This window comes from Neobacillus camarae (assembly GCF_054950115.1).
The window spans coordinates 1,037,333-1,056,522 of the sequence record NZ_JBUCKX010000002.1 but is presented as its reverse complement, the minus strand read 5'-3'; the positions used below and the strand labels follow the sequence as shown (position 1 = coordinate 1,056,522).

Genomic DNA, 19,190 nt, shown 5'->3' with positions numbered 1-19,190 from the left:
TATTGTTAATTTATTGTAAGTATTATTTCTCAAAATTTCTCGAAATTTTTGATAGTAAACGATCAGGAATGGGGTGTGTATGGATGGCAAATCTAAATACCTTGCAAAAAATGAGGCAAGGGGAAATGCCTCCCCCGCCAATGAGCCAATTTTCCGGCTTCGACTTAGTGGAATTGGGCGATGGCGCTGCTATTTTTGAAATGAAAGCAGCCGAAGGGCCCGATGAGGCCGTGGGCTCCCTTCATGGGGGGATTCTTTGTGACCTTTCCGATGCGGCAATGGGCTGTGCATTTGCCTCCACTTTGCCTGACCATGTTTCTTATACAATGGTTGAACTGAAGCTTAACTTTTTTAAACCCATTTGGACAACAAAGTTGAGGGCCGTGGGCAAAGTGACGAAAAGAGAAGATGCGATGGGCCTTGTAGAATGCCAGGTTTACGATTCGAAAGACAGCTTGGTGGCCCATGCCACCGGCACCTGCATGATTGTAACCGGGGAATAACGTGCTGGACGATAACGTTTCCCATCCCAACTTATCTAACCGGAGGAATTTGACTTGTATCATTTCATTGCTAGGCTTGTGAGGGTGCTATTGCGTCTATTCGGAAAAATAGAGGTGGAAAACAAACAGTATCTACCACCGTCCGGCCCCTATGTTATCGCCTGTACGCATACTGGATGGGTAGATATCCTCTACCTTGGGGTGACCCTCCTTCCTACTCCCATCCACTACATGGCCAAGAAGGAGTTATTCGAAATCAGGTTTATTGCCTGGTTTTTGAACAAATTAAATGCCTTTCCGGTAGACCGGGCAAATCCTGGCCCAAGTGTGTTAAAAATCCCCCATCGGCTTTTGGCAAAAGGAGAAGTCGTAGGGATTTTCCCTACCGGAACGAGGAAGACTGAACAAATGGCCCTCAAACAAGGGGCGATTACCATTGCCCAGCGAGCAAAGGTGCCGATTATTCCGGCTGCCTACAGCGGGCCCAATAATTTCAAAGATCTGCTTTTACGTAAGAAAGCGAGGCTGGTTTTCGGCGAACCCATCATGATGACTGAAGTATCCAAGGAAGCCAGGGAGCATTATAATCGGTTGCTTGAAGAAAAAATGAATACTTTAAATGCATAGTTCCCCGTGTTTTTTAAAACAGACCGGCAGAGCTAATTTTATTCATTAATGACAACTAGAGAGGGAGAAACCATGAATCAGGAAGAACGTTCTGTATCGATCGGCCTGCCGCTGGCGATTTCGATTATCGCGATTTCGTTTTCGGCCATTTTTGTCAAATGGTCGGATGCGCCGGCCTCGATTTTAAGTATGTACCGTATGGGCATGGCAAGCTTATTATTGCTGCCAATGGTGATCAGAAACCGGCATGAGTTTAAAAAAATCAGCAAACGCAACTGGCTGTTCTTATTTTTTTCCGGAGCCTTTTTAGCCATGCATTTTGTTCTGTGGTTTGGCAGTTTGAAGCTGACCACAGTGGCCAGTTCCACAATCATTCTTGCGTTGCAGCCGGTTGTTTCCTTAATCGGGGGCTTTTTCCTGTTTAAGGAACGCGCCAACAGTACTGTCTTGGCCACGATGGGAATTGCGATTGTTGGTGCCTTCATGATTGGCTGGGGAGACCTTGCACTAAGCAAAAATGCCATCCTTGGCGATCTATTGTCATTCTTTAGTGTGATTGCCGTGGTCGGCTACTTGTTAATCGGCCAAAGCGTCGTGAAAAAATTATCGCATTGGATTTACAGCTTTTGTGTATTTTTCTTCGCTTTCGTCATTCTTAGTCTTTATAACCTGTTTACAGGTGTGGAATTTACCGGATACCCTGCAAAAGAGTGGGGAATTTTCCTTCTATTGGCGATTGTGCCGACGATGAGCCATGTGATTAATAACTGGTTGCTAAACTATGTTAACGCGACGACGATTTCCATGAGTATTCTGGGTGAGCCTGTCGGGGCGTCCACTCTGGCGTACTTTATGTTGAGTGAGAAGCTGACCATTTGGCAGATTGCCGGAGGCCTGCTGGTGTTGGTTGGAGTCTTTACTTTTATCAACCAACAGCAAAAAACAGCCGCGCTTAAGGAAGCGGTATAAGGTACCATTGTTGAAGCCCTCTTTTTTAAAGGGGGCTTTTTTGTGCTTTTTTCGACTAGATCCCTATTACTTTTTGCCCAAAAATTACATCAGGGAGCTCCGCATGTATTGATATAAATAAGCCATGATATGGGTGTAGTTCATTTTTTATTTGGAGGAGATTACATGAAAAAACCGTTGCTTGGTTTGGCTTTTGCGGTTTCCCTCATTGGATTGACGGCCTGTAATGGGGACAACAATACTTCAAACAATATTGCCAGAAATAACAATAACAATATGAATGTCAATACGGTCAGAAAAAACACACAGGATAACGGTCGATTGCGGCTATCCACGCTTGCGGAAAGACGGGTCGAGCGCATGGATGAAGTCGATGATGCCAGAGTTATTATCCGCAACAACAATGCCTATGTAGCAGTTCGACTAAATGGGAATAACAACAACGGCACGGCCGGCAATCTTGGTGCAGCCGGGAACCGCGACCTCAACAGTGCCAATTTACGGGGCGGACAAATGAACCTGCCTGACACAACCGGCAACACAGGAGGAAGAAATACCAATACCGGAGATCAAACCATTAACAACTATACAGGCAATGCCGGTTTCAGCACGATTAACAATACTGGCAATACGACAGGGCAAGCTGGAACGAATAGTATCAATGGAAACAATAATACAACGGGCACAAACCACCTCAATAACAATAACGGTACCGGCACAGGGGCAAACACCTATAGTGAAGTTTCCAATAAGTTGGAGCAACGGATTGCGGACCGAGTTCGTTCGGCTGACAAGAGCATTCACAAGGTTTATGTTTCTTACGATACCAATTTTTACAATCAAATGGGAGACTTTACAAACCGTTTGAATAACGGACGTAACGCCAACGGATTGCTCGATGACTTTGGAGATGCTGTACGCCGATTCTTCCGCTAATATCAAGGGGCACCCTTTTCGGGTAGTGCCCCTTTTTTGCTCGTCTTTTGTTTCTTATCGTATTCGCTGTCCTAGGGATTAGTCAGTTGTTGGCTGAATTTGATTTTTAGGTTGATTATCGTGCTTGTTATAGACATCCTGCAATGCCGCTACATTGTTGATAATCCCACTGCCGTAATAAGGGGCCATGCCTGGCTTTGGTTTTTGCGTATTATTCCTGATCACCTCAATGACCTCTGTATTACTCAGTTTGGGGTCGACAGAGCGGATGAGTCCCGCCAAGGCCGTGACATGAGGCGCAGCCATGGAGGTTCCGGATAGGGATGCGTATTCACTTTGAAAGTAGGTGCTTGGAATTTCAACCCCAGGGGCGGCGATATCGATGTAATCCCCATAATTCGAAAATTCAGCTCTTTTCCCATCCCAATCCACCGCTGCCACCCCAAGGACTCCTTTATAGGCCGCTGGATAACTGGGCTGACTGGTATTATCATTTCCGGCCGCCGCAATGACGACGACATCCTTGCTTTGCGCATAGCTAATAGCATTTTCCAACAGGGAGGATGACTGGTAATTTCCCAAGCTCAAGTTAATCACATTGGCCCCATGGTCGACCGCCCAGCGGATGCCTTCCGCCACATCGAATGATCCCCCTGAACCATCCGAGTTCATGACTTTTACAGGAATGATGGGGTTATACCAGGTAATCCCCGCGACTCCTTCTCCGTTGTTCGTCAAGGAGGCAATGATGCCGGCAACATGGGTGCCATGGCCATTATCATCATCGGGATTGTCATTGTCGTCTACCGTATTGTAGCCAGGTAAAAGTCTTCCCGCCAGGTCCGGATGGTCAAGGTCCACTCCTGTGTCAATCACAGCAATCTTGACGTCTTTTGAACCACGGGTGATATTCCAGCCGTCCTCTGTGCCTATGGCCGGCAGATTCCATTGATAGCCGCTGTAATAGGTATCGTTTACATCGTTCTGCATGTAGATGTAATGAGGTTCCGTAAACTCAACAGTTTCCATCTGGTTAAAATAATCCATTAGTTTTTCCGGTGATTGGCTGTTGGATTTAAACATAATGGCAAATTCATGTTTTTCTTTGATGATGCCGTCGATATCGGTCAGGATTTTTTGCAGCTCCGCTTCGTTTGGCGCTTGTTTAAAATGGACAATGACTTCATTGTCATAGTAATGACTCTTATCCTTGTGATTATGATGAATAATTTTTACGGTCGGGGTGCTGTTCAGCCGCATTTTTAAGTTTTCATTGGCCCCGATGCTGTCGACTTTCCGGATAGTGAGAGGTGAATTTTGTTGCAAGTTTCGCACTTGGATGATTTTGTTTTCGGTCCTGCTGCGGGTTTGGATGCGATCCTCCGTTTCCCGGTAGGGTCTAATCGCCACTATGGCAATTACTACTACTACTACTACAATGGCGGATAGGCCAATTAACCATTTATGCTTCATGGTAACACCTCGGGCTCTTTTATGATATTAATAGCGGAATATTGGGGCCGATAGGCGTGCATAGGATACAGGCAGCCCCTTTGTCACACTTCCGGATTCTGTATTCTTACAATAGCCGTTTTACGACTAGATAATGTATCTTAATGAATATTTTCACGTGTATAACAGAGGATTCTTGAAACTCCAGGAAAACTGTATTTCTTTTTTATGAATCAGTTTCGAATTGGGAACAGTATGTTTGAGAACGTAACGAGGTGAAAAACGATGAAACAGGATGAACCAAGGGATTATATAACGGTTGAGGATGAGCACGGCAACCGAATCGAGTATGCTATTGAAGCGCTCTTTGATATGGAAGAAGAATCCTACGCCCTGCTTAAAAATGAAAAAGAAACCATCGTCATGAAAATAGAAGACGAAGAAGGCAGCCAATACCTAATAGGAATCAACAACCCAATAGAAACCGAAGCCGTCCTCGACGCCTACCAAATTGCTGTAGAGAATGCACCTGCGGAATAGAAAAGGAAGATGAGGGGCCAGGCCCCCGTCACGTTAATGCGGTAATCCAGCGGGGGCCTGTCCCCCACCACGTTAATGCGGTAATCCAGTGGGGGGCCTGTCCCCCGCCACGTTAATGCGGTAATCCAGTGGGGGCCTGTCCCCCGCCACGTTAATGCGGTAATCCAGTGGGGGCCTGTCCCCCGCCACGTTAATTCGATAATCCAATGGGGGCCTGTCCCCCGCCACGTTAATGCTGTAAATTATTGGGGATTTGCTAGGACTGGTATCCTAATCTATATTGGGGATTTGCCAGTCGATTTCTTCTTTGCCGATTTTCTTGAGGAAGGCGTTGGCTCTGGAGAAGGGTTTGCTGCCAAAGAAACCGTTGTTGGCGGAGAATGGGCTTGGATGGGCGGATTTAATGATGAAATGTTGCGGGAAGGTGATGAGTTGTTGTTTTTGTTGGGCGAATTTCCCCCAAAGGATAAACACAACCGGAGTCTCCCGCTCATTCAACGTTTGGATAATCTTGTCGGTAAATTGCTCCCACCCCAAGCCTTTATGGGAATTGGGATTTCCCGCCTGTACAGTCAATACTGCGTTTAGGAGCAATACCCCTTGCTTGGTCCATTTAACTAGGGAACCATGATTCGGGATATAACACCCTAAGTCACTATGCAACTCTTTATAAATATTTTTTAATGATGGCGGGATGGTGATACCAGGTTTCACAGAAAAACTTAATCCCTGGGCTTGTCCTGATCCGTGGTAAGGGTCCTGACCGATAATCACCACTTTTGTATCCTCATATGCAGTAAAGTGCAGGGCATTAAATATATCGTACATATCCGGGTAAATCACTTTTGTTTGGTATTCCTGCTTTAGGACCTTTCTTAGCCGTTCATAGTAAGGCTGCTCGAACTCGCTCTCCAAAAGAAGAGCCCAATCATTTTTTAAAATAGTCATCTAGCTTGCACACTCATTTCCTATTAGCTGAATATCACTATTATAAAAATGAATAAGCACTCTATCAATTAGAATCACTTGGTAATTCCTTCTGTAGTTTCGATAATCTTTCGACCAGCCATTTATTCATTATCCCTAAAGCTAAATAAATCGGAAAGGAGTAGTAAAATTCCCAATTTATCGTCTTATAGATATGCATCCAGGTAAATAGGGGCTCCGACAGAAAAGATGCACCTAAAGCGAGAATGGCCTGAACCACCAAGAAGTGCCTCCATTTTTTTAAAAATTGATAGACAATCATGTAGGTTACCGGCATGATGGTTAAATCAATCGGATTAAGCCTGGCAGTGATGGGCACCAACTGGGCTTCATAAATCCACAACACAAAAAAGGAGCCAATATCGTCTAATAACACGGAATAAACGGAAATCAGGCAGCCATAAAAAAGGATTTCTAAAATCCGTTTCCTATCCACCAATTTCCACCATATCAACCAAGGTACCACCGCAAGAGCTAACAGGAACCACCAATTAAAAGAAAACAGAACTTCATGAAGCCAATAATGATTTCGCAGGTCTCTTACTTTTTCAGCCAGCCCTATTAATTGGTCTATATCCCCATCTAATCAACTCCTAGTTCCATCATTAATTGAAATATTAAGGGAATCCTCCTAAAAAATGAATAACTTTTCTACCAAATAAATACAACGAACTACCAATTTTATACAAATGGTCTACTGACCATTTTATTTTGTAATACCAAACTTTTATTATGTCAAAAAAATGAAGGGCCAGTCCCCCACCTTATTACCGTGCTAAAGCGGCGGAGGACTGGCCTCATCCTAATGAAGTACCGTGGTTCCTTTTGTACAGTAAGGCGGCAGACCCAGGACGAATTTCTGGTAATTTTCTTTTTGTGGTTCGGGAAAGTTGGATAATAGTTTTGTGGTGTTTACATGGGGGTCGGGGTCGGGGTCGGAGTTAAATGCGTGGTAACTGCTCCAGGGATAGAGTTCTGGGGAATCAACCATGTTGGCTTCGACCGGATTCAAATGAATATACCTGCTGGTGACAATGAAATGGTGTAAATCTTCAATTAGCTTTGCCTTATACCTTCCTTCGAAAACATGTCCAACCAGTTCATGGCGTTTATTGAAGTAGATCGCATAAAGGAAGTTGATCATTTTCATGATGTCTGTCGGTGGATAGTCAACGGTCTCTAAGAGAAGATGAACGTGGTTTGTCATGAGGCAATAGGAATGGAGATGGAACGGATAAAAGCTGCGGGTCTCTTCTAACAAATTCAGGTAAGTTCGAAAGTCTTGCTCATCCAAAAATAAATCAAACTTGCGATTTCCACGGCATGTAATATGGTACATCGCCCCCTGAAACCATACTCGATGTCTCCTTGGCAAGGGACACACCTCTTTCTCAAAATTATTGAAGTACAATCAACAATATTCAACAACATACATCAAAATCCTCCCTTTCCTTTAAAATATTCTTGTCTTGTCTGGATGGAAGGACACCCTACTAAGGTAACGCGTTAATCAGCTGGGGGACAGGCCCCCGCCAAGGTAACGCGTTAATCTGCCGGGGGATTGGCTCCCTAATCCTGGGTGTCATTTTTGATGTAGTCCAGGAAGTTTGTGACGCTGGTTTTATGGAATCGCTGGTTTTTTTTGACGAGCCATAGGTTTCTGTTGATGTGGATTTTGTTGATGGTGACTTCCCGAAGGATGCCTTGTTCAAGTTCTCTGGCTACGGTTAGCCTTGGCAGGATGCTGATTCCAAGGCCTGCTTCCACTGCGCTTTTGATCGCTTGGGTGCTGCCTAACTCCATGTAGCTTTCTATCTTTTCCAAAGCACCATATTCTTTCAACATATTTTCAACGATAATCCTAGTTCCGGAGATGGATTCACGCAGAATCATATTTTCGTTGGCAAGCTCTTCAATCTCAATTCGCTCTTTCCACTTGTGGTCAGGCGAGCAAACGAGAATCAATTCATCCTCCGCAAATTTTTCGACAATAAAACCAGTATTTTCAAAGATTCCTTCCACCAAGGCCAGGTCAATTACATCATTCGCCAGGTCCTCGATGACGCCCGGCGTATTTTTTATGGTTAATGATACCTTTATTTCCGGGTGTTGTTTTTTTAGACGGCCCAACAAACGCGGCAGCAAGTATTCCCCAATCGTTAACGAAGCGCCCACATGCAGGTTTGTATGGTATTCACCCATCGCCTGTGTAATGACTTCCTTGGAGCGATTAAAGTCGCGGACAATCGACTTGGCAAAAGGGTATAACAACTTGCCTGCCTCGGTGACCTTCATTTTTCCGTCCGTGCGGTCAAACAACAAGGTTCCGTAGAAGTTTTCCAACTGATGAATTTGCCTGGTAACGGCTGGCTGGGAGACATAGTTTAACCTAGCTGCTTGGCTTATGCTTCCTTCATCCACCACCAAACAAAACATTTTCAAGCTTTCTATGTTCAATGAAACAACCCCCTACGCATGTACATACTATATGGAATATAGTAACATACAATGGTTAAGGTATCTCAAGGATATACAGTTTGGTTATACCTTATAACTTTGTTGCAATTTACCCCATTTGGTTTATCTGATAACTTAATAGATAGAAATGATGTAGCAGGAATTCCGGTATTAAAGATGGGAACCTAGCCACTCTTGAAAGAAGGATGAACGTGAACAGTGAATCGAAGAAGTTATTTCAAATATTTTGGACCTTTTTTAAAATCAGCCCTGTAACCTTTGGCGGCGGGTTTGCGATGATTCCATTAATCGAAAGGGAAATCGTTGAAAAAAGGAACTGGCTGGAAAGCGAAGAGGTCACTGAAGTTTTTGCCTTGTCCCAATCGGTGCCTGGAGCGGTCGGGATTAACTCCGCTTCATTTATTGGCCACCGGGTCGGCGGCATCAAAGGAGCCCTGGCGGCGATGATCGGTGTTTCGCTGCCAACCTTTATCATCGTGTTGGCCTTAGGCATTGGTTATTTTTTCATTCATGGCAATCCGAAGCTGGAAGCGGCTTTCGTCTCGATTAGGGTGACGATTGTGGCCATCATTGTGTATGCGGCCATCCAAACAGCACGGACAGCGATTTTTGACAAAACGACCTTTCTGATCATGCTGGCGGGTGTTATGGCCTTGTTCTTTATCCATCCAGTACTGGCCATTATTCTTGGTGCCATAGCCGGAATGGCTTCCATTTTTACAAAAAGAAAGCTGGGCTTGGAAGTTCAGTTGAAGCATGAAAAAGCGAAGGACCCGGCCAATAACCCGGATTATTTTATGGGAGCCGGAATTTAACGGGGGAATTTTAGTATGGTATTGTGGGAATTGTTTCACACATTTTTCTTTTTGGGATTTGTCTCTTTTGGCGGAGGATATGCAATGATACCGCTTATTGAGGCGGCAGCCACCAAATATGGCTGGATGACAACCGAACAATTGGTGAATATGGTGGCCATCGCGGGGATGTCCCCGGGGCCGATTGCGGCAAACAGTGCCATTCTTGTGGGATATTCCGCTGCTGGGGTGGCCGGTGCCGTCACATCTGCGGCTGCTATTTTACTGCCTGCCATCATGCTAGTCGTCGTAGTGGCTTCCTTTTTTTTAAAATTGCATCATCATCCCGTCGTAGAATCCATGTTTTACGGATTAAAGCCAATCGTCACCAGTTTAATTATTTTTGCGGCCGTAAAATTTGCCCAAGCCAATCATTTAGTCACGCTTGATGTTTCTTTCCAATCCATCAGTATGCTGCTCATCTTTGGTTTATCGTTATTTGCACTGATGAAGCTCCGGTGGAACCCTGTCTATGTCATCATAATCTCTGGTTTAGTGGGCATTGCCCTGTATTCTTAGAGTTTTTGAGAATATAATATGTTGAAGCATATTTCAGACTAGGGAGTGAGGAGGATGGGGTTTTTTGATTTGTTTCAAAACAAATGCAATATCTGTCAGCGGAAGACCAAACCGTTGAGAAAATACGTTAATGACAAGGGTAATGTCATAAAAGTGTGCATCCCCTGTTCAGAATACGCTGAACGACGGGCCTATCGGCTAAAAAAATAGGGGTCTGTCCCCCGCTAGAGTAAAGCGTTAACGCGACAGCGTATTCGTAGCAATAGGACAATCAATCGCATTTAGAACGATATTGGTCTTTTTGGGGAGCACACAATAAATTTGTCTGGTTAATCCTGAAGGATCGTTATTTCATTTTCAGCTTCCACCATCCGGCCAAACCGATATCCCTCAACCAGGACATTCCGCTCATGATCTGTTAACGGGCGGTTCCATTTTTGTTCCAAATAGAAAATCACTTCATTATAAAATAGCTGGGCATAGTCAAAAGGCTGTCTCACAATAAAACCTCCCTCTCATCCATATCCCAATTATCTCCTGCTAAACTAACTTTATACTTCCCTATCAAAACATTATGCAAAATGTCCTTAAAGTGTGACAAATGCCAAGGGCCAGTCAGTCCCCCATCAGGGTAAAGCGTTAACGCACTGGGGGACTGGCCCCCACTTCGATAAAGCGTTAATGCACTGGGGTCTAGCCCACGGAGTTCTTCGACTTGTGTTTATTTGATTATTTTTATATTGCTGCGAGTGATTTTCCTTTTTATGTGTTTGAGCATGTATCGCTTGATAATTTTTCTTGTTGGTGGAAACAGCATGAGAAAGCCGGTAATGTCGGTGATATAGCCTGGTGTCAGGAGAAGGGTCCCTCCAATAAGGATACAAATCCCATCCAGGACGGCATCGCCAGGGAGTTGACCATGTTGCAGTTGTGCTTGGAGGGTTCTGAGTGTTTGCAGCCCTTCCTTCTTTGCCAAATAGGCCCCTAGGACACCTGTTAAGATAATTAGCATCACCGTGAGCCACACTCCGATTACTTTACCTGAAACCAATAATAACCCTATATCGGCCGCGGGTACGGCTATAATAAAGAAAAATAAATAACGCATAGGCAATCTCCTTTTCGGCGGTAAACTGGTGAGTATCCCCTATTAGCCAGTAGGCAGGTGGACCTCTTTTTTACTATGGGAATTTCCCTGTCGTGCAAGCCAGAGCGACTAAGCTGCCCTCCCTTGTTTCCCATTATCATGGTTACTCCTTAAGATTTCATTAATAATCCGGGGTTTAGCTGGATTGGGGACAGGGTCCAGGCGGCAACCTATCACCATGCAATTTTTACATGGACCGCTTTTTTTCTTTATAATACTGGAAAAACCAAATGGCCACTGTCAGCCAGCATCCGCTTGCCAAATAACCTCCGATAATATCGCTTGGATAATGTACTCCCAAGTAAATCCGGCTGATTCCAATTGCTAGAATCATAACCGTACTAAAGACGATTAACAAGGTCCTTCCCCACCTGCTGGGAATATGGCGCCAAAGCAAAAAAGTAAGAATGACATAGACGGTAAATGCGTTCATGGCATGGCCGCTTGGATAACTGTAGCCTGAGATATTGATTAACCGATGAATATCGGGCCGGACCCGGTGATAAACCTGTTTTAAAATATGGTTTATCACGGTTGAGCCAATGATCGCAAAGATAAATAATATGATTTCTTGACGGTGATGCAAAACTTTGTAACCAAAGAAAATGACAACCACACTGATGACCGTAATGACTGGAAAAGAACCAACAAAGGTGAACCATTTCATTACCTTTGTCACCCATGGCGACTCCAGTCCTTGAATTGCAGCAATGACAATACTGTCAAATTTAATGATATGGTGATCACTTATTAATGAAGCAGTAAAAAGAAAACCGCCCACACAGACTAAACTAATCATAAAAGCAATAACCAGATGGTATTTTAGACTCATGAACATGTCCTCCAGGCATACAATTGCTAGTACATATATTTCTCTTAATAATTTTTTAAATTAACCGATTGCCTTTTGGAAAAAACAAATATCTTTTGTCCCAAGTAATTTAACAACTTATACAGTCCAGTACCTATAAGGACAGATAGGTCGGTTTTGATATTGGATGGAAGCGAGTGGTTATTCTTTAATGCCCAAACCACCATATTTTTTCCGACATCATAGGAAATGAAATACAGGCCATTATCACAAAGGGCAGATGTTGGTGCCGGATTTTTACTATTAAATGTGAAATTTTTATTTAAAAAGAAACTTACACACGCACCCACAGTTTCCAAGGAACGTTGACAGTTAGTAGGATAGCCCTGCCGCATGCAAAGACAGGTACATAATGTTCAAGCCTACGAACGTATTTATGATTCCTACCAAGATAAAGTGGACAAATGTACCTTTCATAGACTCTCCTATCTTACATTAGATTCAGTTTTTTTGCTCCATAAAGGATTGAGAAAAACGAATCTTACTCAATCACCATGTCTCGGTCGGTGATAGACCTCAAGATAAATTTCCCCGATATATTCGCCAAACATACCTGACTTTGACACCCAAACCCGAATGAATCGGATAAAGCCAAACCACTTATAATAGTCGGGACAACGCCCCACTCAACTAATGCTTTAAAGCAGCGGGGGACTGTCCCCCACTCTGGTAAAGTAAAAAAGCTCCTGTTGTAGTGGAGTTTTTCAACTTCTACAACAGGAGCTTTTTTTAGTTTTTTGATTTGTTGGTTATTTGCGTGTTGCTAGTTGATTAAGGCTTGGAGCGGGGCTGGGATTCGGCCGCCACGGTTGATCATTTTTTCTGGGCTGAAGGGGTTGACGCCGATGACGGGGGCTCTGCCGAGCAGGCCGCCGAATTCGACCATGTCGCCTTCTTTGCTGTCAGGAACCGGGATGACCCGAACCGCTGTGGTTTTCTTGTTGATCATACCAATTGCCGCTTCATCAGCGATGATGCCGGAAAGAGCAGCCGGTGTTACATCACCGCTTAGGGCAATCATGTCAAGACCGACCGAGCAGACGCAGGTCATGGCTTCCAGCTTGGATAACGTCAGCGCCCCGTCGACGATGCCCCGTATCATGCCGTTGTCCTCACTGACCGGAATAAACGCACCGCTTAAACCGCCCACATAGGAGCTTGCCATCGCCCCGCCTTTTTTCACGGCATCGTTCATAAGCGCGAGCGCCGCGATCGTTCCGTGGGTTCCTACCCTCTCTAAACCGATCTCCTCAAGAATCTCGGCCACACTATCATTTAAGGCATTGGTTGGGGCAAGCGACAAGTCCATGATTCCGAACGGCACTCCAAGACGCTTGGCCACTTCCCGGCCAATCAACTCGCCGGCACGAGTTATTTTAAAGACTGTTTTTTTAATAATATCGGAAACTTCTCCTAAATCTACATTCGGATGCTTTCTTAGTGCATTTAAAACCACGCCGGGGCCGCTGACGCCGACGTTAATGACCGCTTCTCCCTCACCGGCACCATGAAAGGCTCCCGCCATGAAGGGGTTGTCCTCCACAGGGTTACAAAAGACGACCAGCTTGGCGCAGGCAATCCCATTTTGGTCCTTCGTGCGTTCCGCGGCATCCTTAATAATAAAACCAAGTTGCCTAACGGCGTCCATATTAATTCCCGTCCGGGTTGTTCCAACTGATACAGAAGCACAGACCCGCTCAGTGACGCTTAGCGCTTCCGGTAACGCCTTAAGCAGGGTCTCGTCCCCCTTTGACATGCCTTTGTGAACCAAGGCAGAGAAACCGCCAATAAAGTCAACCCCCAGCTCTTTGGCAGCCTGGTCAAGGGTTTTGGCCAATTCCACCGCTTGTTCCACAGTGGCATTCCCTAGAATTTCCGCAATCGGTGTAATGGAAATCCGCTTGTTGATGATAGGAACCCCATATTCCTTTTCCGTTTGCTCGGCCGTTGCCCTTAAGTTTTTCGCATAGCCCATAATTTTCTCCAAAACCCGCCGGTTCATTTTTTCAAAATCAGAATCGGCACAGTCAAGTAGGCTGATGCCCATGGTCACAGTTCGGATATCCAGGTTTTCCATTTGCACCATGCGAATGGTTTGCAGTATTTCATCCATGCCAATGTTCATTTTGCCTCACCCCTTCCCTTAAATTCGGTGCATTGCTTGAAAAATTTCCTCTAACTGGATGTGAATCTTTAAATCCATTTCCTCACCGACAAGGTTCAATTCATCCTGCAGTTTATTTAAATCGTTGGTTTGTGATACATCGATAATCATCATCATCGTAAAAAATTCCTGTAAAATCGTTTGGCTGATATCCAAAATGTTCATTTTATTGTCCGCCAATATAGTTGTCACACGGGCAATAATCCCTACTTTGTCCTTCCCGATTACACTTACGACTGCACGTCTGCTTGCCATTGTTCCCACCTCATTATGAAAAATAAAAAAAGATTGGATCCTATGTCCAATCTCAGGGAAAAAACGTGTGCAACTTTTTTGGCTTTGCACCACATTTCTCCTGTCCTTTTGCCTGAGATTATGAATCCTTCGGCGCCGCACCAATCCATGGGGTCTCTCCAGAAGCTGCTCCTGCTATAGTATCATCCATAGCATTCATCGCGCTTAATTGAATTAAACCAATAGTAGCAATATATCCTGATTCAGTCAATGAAAAGAGTTTGTCTGCTGCGTTAAAGCATTACTTAGGTGGGGGACAGGCCCCCGTTGCGGTAATGCGTTACTCTAGCGGGGGACAGACTCCACATTTAATTTCTTAAAAAGGCGCATAATAATATACAAAAATTGGCTGGAGGGTTGGTTTATGGGGATTTGTGAGCTTTGTGGACGGGAGGAGGTGGAAATTACGGTTCATCATTTGCTTCCCAAGGAGATGGGCGGAACGTTCGGGGACACTGCCAACCTTTGCATTCCGTGCCATAAGCAAATTCATGCCCTTTATACCAATGAAGAAATTGCAGCACGGCTGACTTCTATTCCTGATTTAAGGAAAGATGAAAAATTGGCCCGGTTTATCAAATGGATTCGGAAACAACCTTCGAGCAAAATCATGAAAATAAAAAAGTCGAAGGAACGGAGGAAAAGATAACATCCCCCCCAGCGATAGCTGCCTGCTTCGTTCATAAATAGCTGTCTATTCCTCCCCTTGCTGTTAAAAAATTACAAGTGTACTAGTTTACAAGCCCATAATCGTTATTTCTCCATACTTGTCCAGACATTTTCCCATTTCCTACATTAACTATAGTATGTCCATGGTATAGGAATGTCTGGACACGTAATTACTTTTTGCGAAAGGAGAACAGCATAATGCAGCTTAAAAAGTTTGTGGATACTTTGCCCATTCCATCCGTCGTTAAACCGGTGGGATTCCGGAATGGCAAACCTTACTACGAAGTCTCCATGAAACAAGTGAAGCAAAAACTGCACCGGGACTTGCCTGAAACAACGGTTTGGGGATTCAACGGGTCCTACCCTGGTCCAACTTTTGAGGTAAGAAGAAACGAACCGATATATGTCAAATGGAAAAACGAACCACGCCAGACCAGCCTTCTGTCCGAACGGTAGTTCATTTACATGGAGGACGCGTCCGGCCCGAGTACGATGGTTATCCTGAAGCTTGGTTTACTCGTGATTTTGAAAAAAGAGGGCCAAAATTTCTTGAAAAAGTCTACTACTATCCTAACTGTCAGCGACCCACCACTCTTTGGTACCACGACCACGCGTTGGGTATCACACGCCTTAATGTGTATGCGGGTTTGGCAGGATTTTATCTAATTCGGGATGACCAGGAAGAGAGCTTAAATCTGCCAAGCGGACCCTATGAAATTCCCATGGTAATCCAAGACCGGTCTTTCTATCCGAATGGTGAACTTTTTTATTCTTCTCAACCCGATGTCATACCGCCTCCGGAAGAAGTTCCCCACTTTCCTAACCCATCTATCGTACCAGAATTTTTTGGAGATACGATTTTAGTAAACGGAAAAGTGTGGCCTTATTTGGAGGTAGAACCCCGGAAATATCGTTTCCGCATTTTAAACGGATCAAATGCCCGTTTTTACAAAATGCAATTGAGCTCGGGTCAAAAGTTTATCCAAATTGGAACCGAAGGCGGCTTATTGGAATCCAAGGTAGAAACGAACACGATTATTCTAGCCCCGGCGGAGCGGGCCGATGTAATCATTGATTTTTCAAATCAAAATGGAAATCGGATTATTCTTACTAATAGTGCCAATGCTCCCTTTCCTGCAGGAGATGCGCCTAATGAGGACCTATCTCAGATTATGCAGTTCCGTGTAAAAGAAAGTCTTTCTCACCCCGACACCAGTGAGATACCTAAACGGCTCAGCTGTCTGGAACGCCTGAATAAAGATGAAGCTGTTGTTACGAGAATTAACACACTAGAGGAGAGAATGGATGAGTTTCAACGGCTGCTCCTATTGTTAAATGATTTGCAGTGGTTTGACTTGCCTTTAACCGAGACGCCTTATAACGGAACGATCGAAGTATGGGAGCTATACAATAACACAGGAGACACACACCCAATTCATTTGCATCTTGTGCACTTCCAAATTTTGAATCGGCAGGCTTTCACAGGTGACCCACGCAACCCGGCATCACTTCAATTTGGGGATCTCATCCCGCCGGACGAAAATGAGCGCGGCTGGAAGGATACGGTGCGGGCAAATCCAGGGGAAGTGACGCGGATTATCGCGCGGTTTGGACCGTTTACTGGTATCTATCCATGGCACTGCCACATCCTCGAACACGAAGACAACGATATGATGCGGCCATACGAAGTGCTAAAAAACCCGAATTTCGACCCATGCCAGCCGATTCAAGGGGTTTGCGCTGATGACTCGTATACACAATGCTGCGACCACGAAAATGGAAACTGCCAATGCGAGTATGAAAATCCTCTGTTCATCTCACTATCCCTCATCAACAAACTCTTGGACAAAGTCATCAAAATCCCCCCTCAATCATGAAATTAACCTGGGCTGGCTCCCCAGCTACGTTAACGCTTTACTGTGGCGGGGGCCTGTCCCCCACTACTTTAAAGTGCTAAAAAGGACCGGTCCTCATTGCTTTTAAGCGAGGAGGCTGGCCCTCTTTAGTGTTATTTTTGTTTTTCTACGATTCTTACTTCGTATTTTTCCAATGTCAGGTGATCTGTGAGTTCTTCACCTGTTATCACGTCTTTCACGGTGGAACCGAGTGTGACGGATTGGCTCTGTTCTGTAAAGTTCATGATGAAGAGGTAGTCTTTCTCCTGAGAACGTCTGACTTGTACCGATACGCCATTGCCATGTTTGACGTCCGCTGCCGATTCAATAGACAATTCATGGATGATTTCTTGGTAAAAATCCCTCTGGAAGTCATCTTCTAGTCGGCCGCCAATGTAAAAGGCTTTTCCCTCACCATACTGATGGCTGGTAACAGCAGGAGTGTTGGCATAATAATCATCTTGATAAACACCTTCCACTTCTGCTCCATTGACTTCAATAACAGTTGCATAATCCTTCAGTTCATATGTTTTGTCACGGAAATGGATTGCATTTCGGTCGCTAGGATAGTACGTATCCGTTTCTACCGGCTTCATGCCAAACATCTCCTGAAGATCTTGGTGCCATCCACCCAAATATGTTAGGTCATGTTCATTCACAAGCCCGCTGATATAAGTCATTACCAACCTGCCACCTTGGGCCACATACGACTTTAACCGAGATATCGTCTGCTCGCTTATCAAATACAGCATCGGCACAATTAATAACTTGTAGTTGGAAAAATCCTGTTCCTTTGTGACGACATCAACCGGTATATCTTTTTCCCAAAAGGTGCGGTAATGCTGCTGCAAGGTTTGCGGATAACGCTTCGTGTCCAAACCAAAACCTTGGGCGTCGTTGATGGCCCAGTTGCTGTCCCAATCATAGAGGATTGCTACATCCGATGGACGGTTGGTCCCGACTACATCTGCTAATTTTTCTAAAGTTTCTCCAACCTTAGCCACCTCTTGAAATACCCGGTTGTTCGGACTATTATCATGGTCTACAACTGCCCCGTGAAATTTTTCCGATGACCCGCGTGACTTCCGCCATTGGAAATAGAAGATGCTGTCAGAGCCATGCGCCACCATTTGCATCGAGGACAGCAGATGCATGCCAGGCCGCTTGGCTTTATTGACCTTGTGCCAGTTAACCAAACTCGGGGTCATTTCCATTGTTAAAAATGGCTGCTGCTTCAGGCTGCGGTATAGATCGTTGATAAATCCGACCTTCATCGCCAAATCCGCGGTCGTTTCCCAATCATTATGCCATGCGGGATAGGCGTCCCAGCACACGACATCCAAATGCTTAGCAAACTTGCTGTAATCCAGGCCTTGAAACGGAATTAAATCCAACGTGTCGGCCATGAAGTTGGTCGTAATCGGTACATCCGGCGTGATTTCCTGTAATGGCACAATCTCATTTTTATAAAAATCGATGGTCTGGTCGGTCACGAACCGGCGCCAATCAAGTTTTAGCCCATGGACCATACGTTCCCCGTTCGGAGAAGGAGATTCAATTTGGGACCAATCTGAGTAGGTATGGCTCCAGAACGGACCCCACCAGGCATCGTTAACCGCCTTCAAATCATGGTTATATTTCTCTTTCAACCACTCCCTGAAAGCATTTTGGCACATGTCACAATGACAGTCACCGCCATATTCGTTCGAGATGTGCCACATGAGCAGAGCGGGATGTTGACCGTAACGTTCGGCCAGCAGTTTGTTCATTTGTTGCGTTTTTTCACGGTAGACCGGAGAAGTAAAACAGTGATTGTGCCGTCCGCCGTGCAATTGCTTTACCCGTGCCGTATTGACTCGGAGCACTTCTGGATATTTTTGTGACATCCAGGCAGGACGGGCTCCGCTTGGTGTCGCCAAAATTACCCGGCCGCCGATACTATGAATATCGTCAAAAATCTTATCTAGCCATTCAAAGTTATAGATCCCTTCTTCCGGCTCCAACGCACTCCAGGCAAAGATGCCGACAGAAAAAGTATTCATATGGGATAGTTGCATTAATTTGATATCATCCGCTAATATGTCGGGACGGTCCAGCCATTGGTCCGGATTGTAGTCTCCTCCATGAAGCATAAAATTCGCTTTAGTGATATAGGTTCTATCATATTTAGACATATTACTCTCCCTTTTAGGTTTCTATTTATGATTCAATCTATCGTTTTTTTAGCGCTTACATTAGTATTTTATAATTTCAACGTTACTTTGTAAAAAATTCAGAATTAAAAC

General features: G+C 44.7%; 20 protein-coding genes, 1 pseudogene and 1 riboswitch. Of the genes and pseudogenes, 9 read left to right on the top strand and 12 right to left on the bottom strand.

The annotated features are described in order from the left end of the window. The first annotated feature begins 83 nt into the window (after positions 1-83). From ACY8D0_RS12685 to ACY8D0_RS12670, 4 genes are all read left to right on the top strand, one after another. Positions 84-503, top strand: coding sequence for a PaaI family thioesterase (locus ACY8D0_RS12685; protein ID WP_462410869.1), 420 nt, complete (start codon positions 84-86; stop codon positions 501-503). Positions 504-557: 54 nt separating this feature from the next. Next, complete coding sequence (locus ACY8D0_RS12680; protein ID WP_462410868.1) at positions 558-1,130, top strand: lysophospholipid acyltransferase family protein; 573 nt, start codon at positions 558-560, stop codon at positions 1,128-1,130. 72 nt (positions 1,131-1,202) lie between these two features. Beyond that, the gene (locus ACY8D0_RS12675) at positions 1,203-2,099 is read left to right on the top strand and encodes a DMT family transporter (protein WP_462410867.1); all 897 of its coding nucleotides are present in this window, start codon (positions 1,203-1,205) and stop codon (positions 2,097-2,099) included. Between the two features lie 165 nt (positions 2,100-2,264). Next, positions 2,265-3,035, top strand: a complete 771-nt coding sequence (locus tag ACY8D0_RS12670) for a YhcN/YlaJ family sporulation lipoprotein (RefSeq protein ID WP_462410866.1) — start codon at positions 2,265-2,267, stop codon at positions 3,033-3,035. Between the two features lie 78 nt (positions 3,036-3,113). Here the strand turns inward: ACY8D0_RS12670 and ACY8D0_RS12665 are convergent, their stop codons facing one another. Beyond that, complete coding sequence (locus ACY8D0_RS12665) at positions 3,114-4,508, bottom strand: S8 family peptidase (protein ID WP_462410865.1); 1,395 nt, start codon at positions 4,506-4,508, stop codon at positions 3,114-3,116. 264 nt (positions 4,509-4,772) lie between these two features. On the opposite strand from ACY8D0_RS12665, the gene ACY8D0_RS12660 reads away from it, so the two are divergent. Further along, complete coding sequence (locus ACY8D0_RS12660; protein ID WP_462410864.1) at positions 4,773-5,027, top strand: DUF1292 domain-containing protein; 255 nt, start codon at positions 4,773-4,775, stop codon at positions 5,025-5,027. A 270-nt stretch (positions 5,028-5,297) separates the two neighbouring features. Here the strand turns inward: ACY8D0_RS12660 and ACY8D0_RS12655 are convergent, their stop codons facing one another. The 4 genes from ACY8D0_RS12655 to ACY8D0_RS12640 all read right to left on the bottom strand — a co-directional run bounded on the left by ACY8D0_RS12655 (position 5,298) and on the right by ACY8D0_RS12640 (position 8,471). Beyond that, positions 5,298-5,975, bottom strand: a complete 678-nt coding sequence (locus ACY8D0_RS12655) for a uracil-DNA glycosylase (protein WP_462410863.1) — start codon at positions 5,973-5,975, stop codon at positions 5,298-5,300. A 64-nt stretch (positions 5,976-6,039) separates the two neighbouring features. Further along, entirely contained in the window at positions 6,040-6,468 is a 429-nt protein-coding gene (locus ACY8D0_RS12650) for a CBO0543 family protein (protein WP_462410862.1), read from the bottom strand. A 348-nt stretch (positions 6,469-6,816) separates the two neighbouring features. Continuing rightward, on the bottom strand, positions 6,817-7,353 hold the full coding sequence (locus ACY8D0_RS12645; protein ID WP_462410861.1) for a transposase: 537 nt from the start codon (positions 7,351-7,353) through the stop codon (positions 6,817-6,819). Positions 7,354-7,583: 230 nt separating this feature from the next. Continuing rightward, positions 7,584-8,471, bottom strand: coding sequence for a LysR family transcriptional regulator (locus ACY8D0_RS12640; protein ID WP_462410860.1), 888 nt, complete (start codon positions 8,469-8,471; stop codon positions 7,584-7,586). Positions 8,472-8,677: 206 nt separating this feature from the next. Here ACY8D0_RS12640 and ACY8D0_RS12635 point away from each other — a divergent pair, with 206 nt between their 5' ends. Both ACY8D0_RS12635 and ACY8D0_RS12630 read left to right on the top strand, forming a co-directional pair. Beyond that, a complete protein-coding gene (locus ACY8D0_RS12635) occupies positions 8,678-9,307 on the top strand; it encodes a chromate transporter (protein WP_462410859.1) in 630 nt (209 codons plus the stop codon). Positions 9,308-9,322: 15 nt separating this feature from the next. After that, entirely contained in the window at positions 9,323-9,865 is a 543-nt protein-coding gene (locus tag ACY8D0_RS12630) for a chromate transporter (protein WP_462410858.1), read from the top strand. A gap of 329 nt (positions 9,866-10,194) precedes the next feature. Here ACY8D0_RS12630 and ACY8D0_RS12625 read toward each other — a convergent pair whose 3' ends face one another. The 6 genes from ACY8D0_RS12625 to ACY8D0_RS12600 all read right to left on the bottom strand — a co-directional run bounded on the left by ACY8D0_RS12625 (position 10,195) and on the right by ACY8D0_RS12600 (position 14,302). Then, on the bottom strand, positions 10,195-10,365 hold the full coding sequence (locus ACY8D0_RS12625; protein ID WP_462410857.1) for a hypothetical protein: 171 nt from the start codon (positions 10,363-10,365) through the stop codon (positions 10,195-10,197). 221 nt (positions 10,366-10,586) lie between these two features. Next, positions 10,587-10,973: an FxsA family protein gene (locus ACY8D0_RS12620; protein WP_462410856.1), complete on the bottom strand. Its 387-nt coding sequence runs from the start codon at positions 10,971-10,973 to the stop codon at positions 10,587-10,589. Between the two features lie 226 nt (positions 10,974-11,199). Further along, complete coding sequence (locus tag ACY8D0_RS12615) at positions 11,200-11,844, bottom strand: phosphatase PAP2 family protein (RefSeq protein WP_462410855.1); 645 nt, start codon at positions 11,842-11,844, stop codon at positions 11,200-11,202. A 44-nt stretch (positions 11,845-11,888) separates the two neighbouring features. After that, a complete protein-coding gene (locus ACY8D0_RS12610) occupies positions 11,889-12,218 on the bottom strand; it encodes a GtrA family protein (RefSeq protein WP_462410854.1) in 330 nt (109 codons plus the stop codon). A gap of 428 nt (positions 12,219-12,646) precedes the next feature. Further along, positions 12,647-14,008, bottom strand: a complete 1,362-nt coding sequence (locus tag ACY8D0_RS12605; RefSeq protein ID WP_462410853.1) for a PFL family protein — start codon at positions 14,006-14,008, stop codon at positions 12,647-12,649. 18 nt (positions 14,009-14,026) lie between these two features. After that, a complete protein-coding gene (locus ACY8D0_RS12600; RefSeq protein ID WP_462410852.1) occupies positions 14,027-14,302 on the bottom strand; it encodes an ACT domain-containing protein in 276 nt (91 codons plus the stop codon). Positions 14,303-14,392: 90 nt separating this feature from the next. Beyond that, a riboswitch (glycine riboswitch) is annotated at positions 14,393-14,474 on the bottom strand. Positions 14,475-14,705: 231 nt separating this feature from the next. Here ACY8D0_RS12600 and ACY8D0_RS12595 point away from each other — a divergent pair. Then, on the top strand, positions 14,706-14,990 hold the full coding sequence (locus tag ACY8D0_RS12595; protein WP_462410851.1) for an HNH nuclease-like protein HlpB: 285 nt from the start codon (positions 14,706-14,708) through the stop codon (positions 14,988-14,990). A 218-nt stretch (positions 14,991-15,208) separates the two neighbouring features. Beyond that, positions 15,209-16,887: pseudogene (locus ACY8D0_RS12590) on the top strand (multicopper oxidase family protein). 131 nt (positions 16,888-17,018) lie between these two features. Here ACY8D0_RS12590 and ACY8D0_RS12585 read toward each other — a convergent pair. Further along, positions 17,019-19,079, bottom strand: a complete 2,061-nt coding sequence (locus ACY8D0_RS12585) for a beta-galactosidase GanA (RefSeq protein WP_462410850.1) — start codon at positions 19,077-19,079, stop codon at positions 17,019-17,021. Positions 19,080-19,190: the final 111 nt, after the last annotated feature.